Here is a 12,172-nt window from a genome sequence, read left to right as displayed (position 1 = left end):
TGTAACGAGCCTGCCGAGTACCGCCCGCATGACCGAATTCGTCGTCGCCATTCCGGCCCGCTATGCCGCCTCGCGGCTGCCGGGCAAGCCGCTGCGCCTGCTGGGCGGTGAGCCGCTGGTGCTGCACGTGGCACGCCGCGCGCTGCAGGCCGGGGCTGGCGAGGTATGGGTCGCCACCGACGATCAACGCATCGCCGACGCGTTGTCCGGGCTGGCCGATGTGAAGGTGGCGATGACCGCCGCCTCGCATGCGTCCGGCACCGACCGCCTGGCCGAATGCGCGCGCATTGCCGGCTGGGCCGACGACACCGTTGTGGTCAACCTGCAGGGCGATGAACCGTTCGCGCCGGCGGCCGGCATTCGTGCGGTGGCCGAGGCACTGGTCGGTGGCAATGCGCCGATGTCGACCCTGGCCACAACCGTCGAAGATGCGCACACCCTGTTCGATCCGAACGTGGTGAAGCTGGTGCGCAACGTGCGCAACGAGGCCATGTACTTCAGCCGTGCGCCGATCGCCTGGCACCGCGATGGCTTCGCACGCAGCCGCGACACGCTGCCGGCCGGGCACAACTGGTTGCGCCATATCGGCATCTACGGCTATCGCGCCGGCTTCCTGCAGCAGTTCGCGGCGATGCCACCGGGCCAGCTGGAGCAGGTCGAATCGCTGGAACAGCTGCGCGTGCTGGAAGCGGGCTTCCCGATCAGCGTGGCGATCTCGCCGGAACCGTTCCCGCCCGGCATCGACACCCCTGAGGACCTGGAGCGCGCCGAAGTGCTGCTGCAGGCAATGGCCGCACGATGAAGCTGCTGGTCGTCTGCCTCGGCAACATCTGCCGTTCGCCGATGGCCGAAGGTGCGCTGCGCGCCTGCCTGGACGCGTCGCCGCTGGCTGGTCGGGTGCAGGTCGATTCGGCCGGCACCGGCGACTGGCATGTGGGCGAGCCACCGGACCGGCGCGCGATCGCCTGCGCGGCCGGGCATGGCGTGGACATCGGCGGCCTGCGCGCGCGCCAGCTGCAGGTCGCGGATTTCGACCGCTTCGACTGGATCCTGTGTGCCGATGAGGCCAACCTGCGGGATGCCGGTCGCTTGGCCACCCCCGCCCAGCGAGAACGCCTGGCGCTGTACCTGCCGTGGTCCGGCGGGCAAGGCAGGGGTGCGATCCCGGACCCGTACACCGGCGGCAGTGAGCATTTCGAACAGGTCTGGACATTGGTCGACGATGCTGCAAAACGAGCAGTGGCACGACTGTTGCATGACGCCGACTCCGGCATAATCGGGCCATGAACGTCCAGCCCGTCCCGGACCTGCCCGAGTTCGCCACCTGGCTCAATGCCACCCCCTGCACCCTGACCGAACTGCGCGGTCGGCCGGTGGCGCTGTTGTTCGTCAACGCCGCCTCCGCCTGGAGCGCGCAACGCCTGGCCGAGTTCGGCCAATGGCTGTCGCGCCACCCCGGCAAGCTGCAGCCGCTGGTGCTGCAGGTGCCGCGCTTCGATTTCGAACGTGAGGCCGGCGCCGCACTGAAGCTGCTGCGTCGCCAGGGGCTGACGATGCCGGTGCTGCTTGATGCCGACTGGGATGGCTGGCGCCGCTTCGGCGTCACCGCCTGGCCGACCATCGTGCTGCTGGATGCGCAGGGGCGCGAGCAACAACGGCTGGTCGGGCAGGGCGCACCCGGCGAACTGGAGCGTGCCTTGAACGCGCTGTGCGAGGGCGCGCCGTCGGCGCCGCCGCGCGGTGGCAGCGAACTGCATCCGGAGCCGCGCCACGCGCTGCGCTTCCCGCTCGGCCTGGCGGTCAGCACCGAACGCCTGTACATCGCCGACAGCGGCCATCACCGCATCCTCGAATGCAGCCACGGTGGCCGCATCCTGCGCCAGTTCGGGCTGGGCACCGCCGATTTCATGGATGGCAACCTCGCCGAGGCGGCCTTCCACCGCCCGCAGGCGCTGGTGCTGGAGCGCGATTCGCTGTACGTCGCCGACACCGGCAACCATGCCGTGCGCCGCATCAACCTGTTGACCGGGATCGTCGATACCCTGTGTGGCAACGGCCGTCCCGGTGCACCGGTGGAAGGTCCGGTCGCACAGGCCAGGCAGGTGTCGCTGGATCATCCGGTCGGCCTGGCCATCGCCGACAACCAGCTGCATATCGCCATGGCCGGTGACAACCGCATCTGGAGCTACCACCTGGGCCAGCGCAGCCTGCAGTGGCGCGCCGGCAGCGGTTCCATCGACGAACGCGATGGCAGCGGCCACCTGGCTGCCTTTGCCCAGCCCACCGCACTGGCCGTGGTGCAGCAGGTGCTGTACGTGGCCGACGCGTTGGGTTCCTCGATCCGTGCGCTGCAGCTGCGTGGCGACCTGGTGCAGACGCTGGTCGGGCAGGGGCCTTGGCGCTTCGGCAATGAGGACGGCCCGCGCACCCAGGCCAGCCTGCAGTTTCCGCAGGCGATGGCACTGAGCCCGGATGCGCCGCTGCTGTGGATTGCCGATACCGGCAACGGCCGCCTGCGCACCCTGCGCCTGGGCGGTGGTGAACTGACCACCCAGCCGCTGCCGCGCCGCCTGCATGGTCCGGCAGGTCTGGCAGCCGGTGCGGGCGCGGTGTGGATCGCCGAGACCGATGCCCACGCCGTGCTGCGTTTCGACCCCGACAGCGGCGTGCTCAGCGAAGTCCCGATCAGCGAATGACCGACGTATCCGCTCCGGTCTTCGACGGCAAGGCCTTCGCGGCCCAGCTCAGCACCGCCCCCGGCGTGTACCGCATGTACGCCGCCGACGACACTTTGTTGTACGTCGGCAAGGCGCGCGCACTGCGCAACCGTGTCGGCAGCTACTTCAACGGCAGCCCGAAGAACGCGCGGATCATGTCGATGATCTCGCAGATCACGCGCATGGACGTGACCGTGACGCGCTCGGAAGCCGAGGCGTTGCTGCTGGAAAACCAGCTGATCAAATCGCTGTCGCCGCGTTACAACGTCTCGTTGCGCGACGACAAGACCTATCCGCACGTGCTGCTGACCCGAGAGGACTGGCCGCGCATCGCGCTGCATCGCGGTCCGCGCGCCATTCCCGGACGCTACTTCGGTCCGTATCCCGGCGTTACCGCCGTGCGCGAAACGCTGAACCTGATGCACAAGCTGTTCAAGCTGCGCAGCTGCGAGGACAGCGTGTTCCGCAACCGCTCGCGGCCGTGCCTGCAGTACCAGATCGGCCGCTGCAGTGCGCCGTGCGTGGAGCTGGTGCCGGCGCCGGAGTACGCCGAATTGGTGCGCCGCGCCGCGCTGTTCCTGGAAGGCAAGAGCGACGAGCTGACCCGCGAACTGGGCGAGCAGATGCAGGCCGCCAGCGAGGCGCTGGAGTTCGAGCAGGCCGCGCGCCTGCGCGACTTGATTTCTTCGCTGCGCAGCATGCAGACCCGCCAGTACGTGGATGGCCGTGCCGCCGACCTGGACGTGCTGGCCGTGGCCATGCAGGGCTCGCAGGCCTGCGTGCTGCTGCTGGCCTTTCGTGATGGCCGCAATCTCGGTACCCGCCCGTTCTTCCCGCGCACCAATGGCGAAGAGAGCCCGGAAGAGGTGTTGGCCGCGTTCGTCTCGCAGTACTACATCGAATTCGAACCGCCGCGCGAGATCCTGCTGGACCGAGAGATTCCCGACGCCGACCTGCTGGTCGCCGCGCTCTCAGCCTCGGCCGAGCGAAAGGTGCAGCTGAAGTGGAACGTGCGCGGCGAGCGCGCCGGCTACGTGGAGCTGGCCAGCCGCAACGCGCAGCTGACCCTGGCCACCGAACTCAACAGCCGCAACGCGCAGCACGCGCGCAGCGATGCCTTGCGCGACATGCTGGGTCTGGCAGAGCCGGTCAAGCGGGTCGAATGCTTCGACATCAGTCATACGCTGGGCGAGGCGACCGTGGCGTCGTGCGTGGTATTCGACGCCGCCGGCCCGGTGCGTGCGCAGTACCGCCGCTTCAACATCAGCGGCATCGAGCCGGGCGACGATTACGCCGCCATGCGCCAGGCCATCGACCGCCGCTTCCGCCGTGCAGTGGAAGAGCAGGGCGTGCTGCCGGACGTGCTGCTGATCGATGGTGGCGCCGGCCAGCTGGCGCAGGCGCAGGCCGCGCTGGCCGACCTGGGCGTGGAAGGCGTGCTGCTGGTGGGCGTGGCCAAGGGCGTGGAGCGCCGCGCCGGCCACGAAGCACTGGTGATGCCCGACGGTCGCGAACTGCGCCCGGGAGCGGCCAATCCGGCGCTGCAGTTCATCCAGCAGGTGCGCGACGAGGCGCACCGCTTCGCCATCACCGGCCACCGCGGCCGCCGCCAGAAGGCGCGGATGACCAGCAAGCTGGAGGACATTCCCGGTATCGGGCCGCGCCGCCGCGCCAGCCTGCTCAAGCATTTCGGCGGCCTGGTCGGCCTGAAAGCCGCTGGTGAAGCGGAAATCGCCAAGGTGGAAGGCATCAATGACGCCCTCGCGGCACGTATCTACGCTAACCTGCACGGGTTGGCCACGCCTGATGCGGCCGAGTAGAGAGAGAAGCACGCAAGCATGAAGTTGACCCTGCCCACCTGGCTGACGTTGTTGCGGATCGTGATGATCCCGGTGCTGGTGCTGGTGTTCTACCTGCCCTACACCTGGACCAACTTCGCTTCGGCGGCGATCTTCGGCCTGGCCGCGATCACCGACTGGCTCGATGGCTGGATCGCACGCCGTTACCAGCTGGAGTCGGCCTTCGGTGCCTTCCTCGACCCGGTCGCGGACAAGCTGATGGTGGCAGTGGCGCTGTTCCTGATCGTGCAGGGCCATCCAACGCCGTGGATGGCGTTCTGGGCAGCGGTCATCGTCGGCCGTGAGATTGCGGTATCGGCGCTGCGCGAGTGGATGGCCGAGCTGGGCCAGCGCGCCAAGGTGCGCGTGGCGATGATCGGCAAGGTCAAGACCACCGCGCAGATGGTCGCACTGTTGTGCCTGCTGTACTCGGTGGCGCCGAACGTGCCGGTGCAGGACATCTGGATGGGCTGGCCGGTGTTCCACATCGGTGACTGGACCCTGGCCATTGCTGCCGTGCTGACCCTGTGGTCGGGCCTGCAATACCTGCACGCCGCCTGGCCGAGCCTGCGCGATGACGAGCGCGCTGCGCGCGAGCGTGCGCGTCAGAAGAAGCTGGGCAACTGAGCCCCGGGGTCGGATCCCTTTCCGCAGGAAAGGGCTCTGACCCCATCGATGCGCCTATCCACGCATGGCGTGGATACGCAATGCAAGGTGCCTCGCAGACCCTAAAAAAGCGCTTGACGCCATCCTTGGAATAGGTAAAATTTCGCCTCCCAAGCGGGAATAGCTCAGTTGGTAGAGCGCAACCTTGCCAAGGTTGAGGTCGCGAGTTCGAGTCTCGTTTCCCGCTCCAGATTCAAGAAAAACGCTCCCGAAAGGGAGCGTTTTTCGTTATGCGCGGCAGTGCTCGCAAAGATCAATCATCATCCTGCGCCGCCACGCGCGAACGCATGCCGGTGATGCGTGCTTCCTCGCGTGCTACCTGACGGTCCGCAAACCACTCCTGCACATCCCCTGCGAAGCTCGCGGGGCGCCCCTTGCCCTGCACACCCTCGGCAATCGAGGCCAGGCTGGAACGCGCCAGTTCTTTGCGCATGGCCTTCTGCGCATTGATCATCACCGCGTGGATGCCGCACACGCCACGGTTGGCCCATCGGGGTGGGGCACCATCAAACAGCGCGCAGCGCCCACGGATTTCCTGGCAGTCGAACAGTGCCTTCTGTCCCTCAACGGCATCGACCACATCCAGCACGCTGATGTCTTCGGGCGCACGCGCCAACTGGTAGCCGCCACGGATACCACCAGTGGACTCGACGATGCCGGCCTTCTCCAGCTTGGGGAAGATCTTTGCCATGAAGGCCGCAGGCACGCCCTGAAGCTCGGCCAGGTCGCGGCTGCTCGGCCGCTGCTCCAGCGGCGGGACCAGCCAGAGCAGGCAGTGCAGGGCGTACTCGACGCCCGTTCCGATGTGGGCCATAGGACCGGTCCATAAAGAATATAACGCGGACTATAGGGGCCTGAGTTACCCGCCGCAACCCAGCGGAGCTTCACGCAGATCTTTGATTTCATTGGCGTTGTAGCAGGAAAAGGAGGGGCGGTAGGGCGACGCTGGCCTGAACCGCGCCGCTGTCAGGTGCTTGCACTACATAACGCGGACTAATATGATCCGCGTTATGTGGTGCGCACACGCAGCACATCACTCACGCCCATGCCGATCGCTCAGGCGGGCGCCTGAACCCCATTCCCTGAAGGATTTCCCTCCGTGTCCCAGCGCATTCTTGTCATCGGCGCCGGCTTTGCCGGCATGTGGAGCGCGCTCGCCGCCGCCCGTCTTCTCGACCAGGCGGCGCGCCGTGATGTGGAGATCATGCTGGTTGCGCCGTCGCCGGAGCTGCATGTGCGCCCGCGCCTCTACGAAAAGGGGCCGGAGCGCATGACGGCACCGCTGCGGGCGATCTTCGATGCCGTTGGCGTGCGCTATCTTGCCGGCCGCGTCGAACACATCGATGTCGCCAACCAGCAGGTGCAGGTGGTGGGCACGGGTACCGATTCCGCTGAGCAGACGCTGTACTACGACCGCCTGGTGCTGGCCGCCGGTAGTCGTCTGAACTGCCCGCCCATTCCCGGCTTGCAGCAGCACGCCTTCAACGTCGACCAGATTGCCGATGCAGCCCGCCTGCAGGCGCATATGGATAGTCTTGCTGCTCGCCCGCAGAGCGCGGCGCGCAATACGGTGGTGATCGCCGGTGCGGGCTTCACCGGTATCGAAACCGCAGCAGAAATGCCGGCTCGCCTGCGCGAAGTGCTCGGCGCCGATGCTGCGGTGAACGTCATCATGGTCGAGCGCGCCGATGCGCTGGGCCCGGACCTGGGTGAAGGCCCGCGCCCAGTCATCACGCAGGCGCTCAAGGAGTTGGGTGTGTCCTGGCGTCTGGGCTCGGGTGTCGCTCGCGTGGATGCGGAGGGCGTAACGCTGGAAAACGGAGAACGCATCGACGCCGCCACCGTTGTCTGGACTGCTGGTGCACGTGCCAGTGCGTTGACTGCTCAGATTCCCGGCCAGCACGATGCGGTGGGTCGCCTGCATGTGGACCGCACGCTGAAGGCGAACGGTGTCCACGCGGTGTTTGCTACCGGCGACTGCGCGCATGCCGCCACCGATGACGAGGGCAACGTGGCGATGATGTCCTGCCAGCACGCGATGAATCTGGGGCGTTCTGCCGGACACAACGCCGCAGCTGACCTGATCGGGGAAACGATGATTCCGTATGCGCAGCCCAAGTACGTGACCTGCCTGGACCTGGGGCCGTGGGGTGCTGTCTACACCGAGGGCTGGGATCGCCAGGTGGTGCTGTCCGGTGCTGAAGCCAAGGCGCTCAAGACCCGGATCAACACCGAGTGGATCTATCCGCCGAGTGGTGAGCGTGCGGAGATCCTCGCGTCGGCAGACCCGCTCAGGATCGTTGTGGCCTGACGGCGCAAAGTAGTTCTGCAAGCAACGTTCCTGAAAGGGAGCGTTGCGCTTCATCCCCACTTCACCGCCACTCCTTCGCCTCACCACGCGGCAGTTCGAAGCTGCATCTCCGTTCCTTCAGGACGATGCAGCCATGTCCCAAACTCCTTCCGCCTACGACCACGACGTGGTCATCGTCGGCGCCAGCTTCGCCGGTGCCGCCTGTGCGCTGGCCGCTGCCCAATACGGCCTGCGCGTCTGCGTGCTTGAACGCAAGGCCGACCCCGGCGAACGCCTGCACACCACCGGCATCGTGGTGAAGGAAGCGATGGAGCAGACCTGGCTGGGGCGCATGCCCGAACACCTGGTGCAACGCGTTGCCAATGTGCGGCTGTATGCGCCGAACCTGCGCAGCGTGTTGTTGGCCGCGCCGGGCTATTACTTCCTCACCACCGATACGCCGAACCTGATGCGCTGGCTGGCCAGCGAGCTGCGCGCGAATGGTGTCGACCTTCGCCTGCAGCAGTCCTTCACCGACGCCCATCGCAGTGGTGACGGCTGGCAGGTGGAAGGGGCAGGGCGGTGCGCCTACCTGGTCGGCGCCGATGGCGCACGCTCACGCGTTGCCCAGCGCACCGGCCTCGGCCAGGTGCGTGACAATCTCTACGGCGTCGAACGTGAGTTCGCCGGCCTCCAGTTGCCGCAGGGCGACGCACTCCATTGCTTCGTCAGCAAGCGCTTTGCACCGGGTTACATCGGCTGGGTCGCACAGAACCCTACCGGGCTGCAGGTCGGCTTGGCGCTGCGCCATGACCCGAACCAGGTGCGGCCGCCTGATATCGATGGCTTTCTTGAGCACGTGCGCGATGTGGTCGGCATTCCGCCTTCGGCGCGTCCCTCGACCACCCGCGCAGGGCTGGTGCCCTGCGGCCGGCCGGATGGGCCGTTCACCGGCCAACGCGTGATCCTGACCGGCGACGCGGCGGGCATCGTCTCGCCGCTCTCCGCCGGGGGCATCCATTCCTCGTGGCGGCATGGCTGGGCGGTCGGCGAGGCGATTGCCCGCCATCTGCGCGGCCAAGGGCCGGAAGCGGAACGGGTGGCGCGGCAGGTGGCGCCGGCATTCCATGGCAAGCGCCTGCTGCGCTGGGCGATGGATCATCTGCAGGCCGACTGGCCGCTCAACGCACTGCTGCACACGGCGACCACGCGGCGCATCGCCGAGCAGGTCTACTTCCATCGCCGTGGCCTGCGAACCTGAGGTATCGGTCCTGGGGGCCTGAACGCCGCCCCACAATGCACGCGAAAATTCCTGTTGACGCCGTGCAGCAATATCGACACAATAGCGCTCCTTCGACGCAGGTCGAACGGAATCTGCGGGAATAGCTCAGTTGGTAGAGCGCAACCTTGCCAAGGTTGAGGTCGCGAGTTCGAGTCTCGTTTCCCGCTCCAGATTCAAGAAAACGCTCCCGAAAGGGGGCGTTTTTCGTTTGTCACACCGGTTGCACCACTGCCGCGCTAGCGTGCCTTGCCGGGCAGGGCGCTGCACCAGGTCCGGGCATCCTGCCGGTCGAAACCGGGGCAGCGGTTGTCCCGCCGGATGTAGACGTAGGGAACGTCGTCTTCGTAGGTGAAGTGGTAGTAGTAGGTCCAGTCCTTTCCGTACAGCCAGTAGTTCGACGAGCCCTGGTTGATGGCATATGGCTCGAACGTGAAGATCGAAGATTCACGGGGGATGAAGTTGCTGCGCTCCATCAGTAGCAGCATGGCGTTCGAGACCAGTGGGGTGGTCAGGACGAGCACGATCACGCCGACAGTCACTGTCGTGATCGAGCCAATCAGTAGCCAGCGGCGTTGGTGTTTCACGGGCAGGCAGCACCGAAGTAGGGCAGTGCCGCAATGTGCAATACGCCGTGAAAGTCGTCCAGTGTTCCGTGTCGAGAACGCGCTGAAAGCGTGGTGAAAGGCTGGGGCGGCATTGCCTGAACCGCACGCCTGTTGTGACCTTTTTCGGACCAATTCTCCATGTTCGCTCCACAATCGCACGGTAGCCTTCATGCTCCTTCTACACGTTGGCGGGCTGGTGGTCAGGCGTATCACTTCAGTGGCAGTGCCCAGGACCGGGCGCGGACTCACCCTGCATGCAGTGCTGCGCCCTGGTGCGTTGTTGGCAAGCCTGGCCCTGGCCGGTTGCATGTCGGTGCCTGTTCCGGACCTGCCTGACCGCACGCCCAGCACCTGGACCCAGGTGCCGCAGGGCCAGGGCGTGGCAGTGGACGCCAAACAGTGGTGGAAAGTGCTGTCCGACCCGGCGCTGGACGGCTTGGTCGATCAGGCCATCGCCGGCAACCTCGACCTGCAGCAGGCCACGCTGCGCCTGCAGGCCGTTCGGATCGTCGCCGGCACCTCGGACTCGCGTTTCCTGCCGGAAATCTCGGCCAGCGCCAAGCAGGTGCAGGACGCCGCCGCAGTCGATACCTACTTCCATGCCGGCATCGAAGCGATCTGGGACCTGGGCCTGTTCGGCGCCGCCGAGAGCGCCCAGTTGAGCGCGCAGGCGTCGGCCGGTAATGCCGAGGCGCTGCGCAATGCCGCACAGGTGGCGGTGATTGCCGACGTGGTGCGCAGCTATCTGGACCTGACCGTGGCACAGGCCCAGCAGGACCTGCTGGCCCGGCAGCAGACCGTGGATGACCGCGGCGAACAACTGGCGCTGGTCCGCCAGCGCCTGCGCCTGGATGAGCCGGGCGAGCTGGACCGCCTGCGTGCACGCCAGGCGGCCACCCAAGCCGCCAGCGCACAGGCCCGGGAAAACGCCGACAACGCTGCCCGCGCGCTGGCCCTGCTGCTGGGCCGCGATGGCCCGGACCCGGCCTGGCGCACCTATCGCGCGCCGCCAAAGCTGGGTACGTTCTCGCTGCAGCAGGTCCCGGCGGATCTGCTGCGCCACCGTCCGCAGATTCTGCTGGCCGAATCGGAGGTAATGCAGGCGGCGGCCAGCAAGGGCTCTGCACGTGCCGCGATGTATCCGCGGGTCAGTCTCGGCGGCTCGATCCTGTACGCCTACAACCTCACCCAGAACGCCCGCTCCAACTCCGACTCCAGTCCCTCGATCGGCCCGTACATCGATATCCCGCTGTGGGATTGGGGCCAGCGCCGCGCGCGCTTCAATGCCGATGAAAAGCAGCTGGATGCCGCGTTGCTCGGTTATCGCAAAGCGGTACTGGAGGGCGTGAGTGAAGTAGAGGGCGCGCTGGGCAGCCTGGCGCGGCAGGACAGCAGCATCCAGTCGCTGCGCGCGGCCAATGATGTTGCCGGCCAGCAGGTCAAGCGACAGGCACGTCAGGTGCAGCTGGGCCTGTCCAGCGAGTTCGATGGCCTGGACACGCAGCGTGCCGCACTGGCTTCGCAGGCGGACCTGATCGGTGCCCAAGGTGCCCGCGTGCTGGCGTTTGCTTCGCTGTACCGCGCCCTCGGCGGCGCACCGCTGCCGGTCGAAGCCGAGGACGCGTCGCAATGATTGCACTGGCCCGCAAGACTCTAGCCTATGAGTGGCGCCGGTTCCTGCCGGTGGTACTGGCGATGTGCTTCGCTGGCGTGCTGCTGATCGTACAGGCGGCGCTGGTACTGGGCATCTTCGGTACCGCCGCGATCTACGTGAAGGCGTCATCCGCCGATATCTGGGCCGGCTTTCCCGGCACCCAGAGCGTGAACTACGGCCATGCAATCAGCGCGGATGTGGAAAGCCACCTGCGCATGGACCCGGAGGTCACCCGCGTCGAACCCTACGAATGGGTCGATGGCGAATGGCGTTCCAGCGCGCAGGGTACCGGTAACGTGTCGGTGTACCTGTCCGGCATCTCCACCCAGGACGACGCGATGATGTTCGCGCGCATCCTGCCCGCCGACCTGCGCGCGCAGCTGCGCGAGCCGGGCGCGGTGATCGTCGACAGCGCGGATCTGGATACGCTGGGCGTGGATCTGCAGAACAACCGTGCCTGGATCAACGGCAAGGCGGTGCGCGTGGTTGCCGCACAACCGGGCCTGCGTGGCCTCGGTGGCGTCAACGTGCTGGCCTCGCTGGATACCGCGCGCGCCATCGCCGGTACCGACCCGCATGAGGGCAGTACCTATTTCGTGGCGGGCCTGCGCTCGCCGGACCTGGCCAACGGCGTGCGTGACCGCCTGGCCGCGTCGATGGGGCAGGCCACGCCGGTCGAGTTCTGGACCGCACCGGAGTTCGCCAGCCGCTCGCAGCAGTACTGGCTGTTCGATACCGGTGCCGGCATCGCAGTGCTGTTCATGGCGGTCATCGTCTGCTTTGTCGGCGCGGTGATCACCAACCAGTCGTTCGCTTCGGTGGTGGCCGGTTCGGTGCGCGAGTACGCCACGCTCAATGCACTCGGTGCCGGGCGCTATGCGCTGGCGCGGGTGGTGTTCGAACAGGCACTGTTGATCGGCGGCGTGGGCATGTTGTTGGCGGCGGCCTTCAGTACGGTGGTGCTGTTGATCGCGCAGACCCAACGTGTACCGGTGCAGCTGACGCCGATGGTGATCATCGGCTGCGTGGCACTGGTCGCGGTGATGGCCATGCTCTCCAGCATCATGGCGGTACGCAGTGTCGTCCGCTCCGATCCATCGTTGCTGCTGCGTTGAGGGCC

11 protein-coding genes and 2 tRNA genes are annotated in these 12,172 nt (G+C 66.8%); 11 read left to right on the top strand and 2 right to left on the bottom strand.

Annotated elements, in window-relative coordinates:
- The first annotated feature begins 28 nt into the window (after positions 1–28).
- The 6 genes from kdsB to AC0Z6F_RS05260 all read left to right on the top strand — a co-directional run bounded on the left by kdsB (position 29) and on the right by AC0Z6F_RS05260 (position 5,411).
- The gene (gene kdsB, locus AC0Z6F_RS05285; protein ID WP_485617804.1) at positions 29–802 is read left to right on the top strand and encodes a 3-deoxy-manno-octulosonate cytidylyltransferase; all 774 of its coding nucleotides are present in this window, start codon (positions 29–31) and stop codon (positions 800–802) included.
- Entirely contained in the window at positions 799–1,287 is a 489-nt protein-coding gene (locus AC0Z6F_RS05280; protein ID WP_004152327.1) for a low molecular weight protein-tyrosine-phosphatase, read from the top strand. Before kdsB ends, AC0Z6F_RS05280 begins: the two co-directional genes overlap by 4 nt.
- Positions 1,284–2,696 (top strand): hypothetical protein, encoded by a 1,413-nt coding sequence (locus tag AC0Z6F_RS05275; RefSeq protein ID WP_065722335.1) that lies wholly within the window; start codon positions 1,284–1,286, stop codon positions 2,694–2,696. Before AC0Z6F_RS05280 ends, AC0Z6F_RS05275 begins: the two co-directional genes overlap by 4 nt.
- Positions 2,693–4,537 (top strand): excinuclease ABC subunit UvrC, encoded by a 1,845-nt coding sequence (gene uvrC, locus AC0Z6F_RS05270; protein WP_485617801.1) that lies wholly within the window; start codon positions 2,693–2,695, stop codon positions 4,535–4,537. Before AC0Z6F_RS05275 ends, uvrC begins: the two co-directional genes overlap by 4 nt.
- Positions 4,538–4,555: 18 nt before the next feature.
- Positions 4,556–5,182, top strand: coding sequence for a CDP-diacylglycerol--glycerol-3-phosphate 3-phosphatidyltransferase (gene pgsA / locus AC0Z6F_RS05265; protein ID WP_004152330.1), 627 nt, complete (start codon positions 4,556–4,558; stop codon positions 5,180–5,182).
- A 153-nt stretch (positions 5,183–5,335) separates the two neighbouring features.
- Positions 5,336–5,411 (top strand) — tRNA-Gly (locus AC0Z6F_RS05260).
- A gap of 63 nt (positions 5,412–5,474) precedes the next feature.
- On the opposite strand, the gene AC0Z6F_RS05255 is transcribed toward AC0Z6F_RS05260, so the two are convergent.
- A complete protein-coding gene (locus AC0Z6F_RS05255) occupies positions 5,475–6,035 on the bottom strand; it encodes an RrF2 family transcriptional regulator (RefSeq protein ID WP_485617799.1) in 561 nt (186 codons plus the stop codon).
- Positions 6,036–6,320: 285 nt separating this feature from the next.
- Between AC0Z6F_RS05255 and AC0Z6F_RS05250 the strand changes: the two genes are divergently transcribed.
- The 3 genes from AC0Z6F_RS05250 to AC0Z6F_RS05240 all read left to right on the top strand — a co-directional run bounded on the left by AC0Z6F_RS05250 (position 6,321) and on the right by AC0Z6F_RS05240 (position 8,963).
- The gene (locus tag AC0Z6F_RS05250; RefSeq protein WP_485617797.1) at positions 6,321–7,532 is read left to right on the top strand and encodes an NAD(P)/FAD-dependent oxidoreductase; all 1,212 of its coding nucleotides are present in this window, start codon (positions 6,321–6,323) and stop codon (positions 7,530–7,532) included.
- A gap of 133 nt (positions 7,533–7,665) precedes the next feature.
- The gene (locus AC0Z6F_RS05245) at positions 7,666–8,772 is read left to right on the top strand and encodes an NAD(P)/FAD-dependent oxidoreductase (protein ID WP_485617795.1); all 1,107 of its coding nucleotides are present in this window, start codon (positions 7,666–7,668) and stop codon (positions 8,770–8,772) included.
- Positions 8,773–8,887: 115 nt separating this feature from the next.
- Positions 8,888–8,963 (top strand) — tRNA-Gly (locus AC0Z6F_RS05240).
- A gap of 66 nt (positions 8,964–9,029) precedes the next feature.
- Here AC0Z6F_RS05240 and AC0Z6F_RS05235 read toward each other — a convergent pair.
- Positions 9,030–9,377: a hypothetical protein gene (locus AC0Z6F_RS05235; RefSeq protein ID WP_485617793.1), complete on the bottom strand. Its 348-nt coding sequence runs from the start codon at positions 9,375–9,377 to the stop codon at positions 9,030–9,032.
- Between the two features lie 190 nt (positions 9,378–9,567).
- On the opposite strand from AC0Z6F_RS05235, the gene AC0Z6F_RS05230 reads away from it, so the two are divergent.
- Positions 9,568–11,031: an efflux transporter outer membrane subunit gene (locus tag AC0Z6F_RS05230; RefSeq protein WP_485617791.1), complete on the top strand. Its 1,464-nt coding sequence runs from the start codon at positions 9,568–9,570 to the stop codon at positions 11,029–11,031.
- Positions 11,028–12,167 (top strand): ABC transporter permease, encoded by a 1,140-nt coding sequence (locus tag AC0Z6F_RS05225; RefSeq protein WP_004152365.1) that lies wholly within the window; start codon positions 11,028–11,030, stop codon positions 12,165–12,167. Before AC0Z6F_RS05230 ends, AC0Z6F_RS05225 begins: the two co-directional genes overlap by 4 nt.
- The last annotated feature ends 5 nt before the right edge of the window (positions 12,168–12,172 follow it).

It is taken from the genome of Stenotrophomonas sp. 1L-E-5-B-C3 (assembly GCF_057292075.1).
Note: the sequence above shows the minus strand (reverse complement) of the source record. Positions and strands in the feature narration are given on the sequence as shown.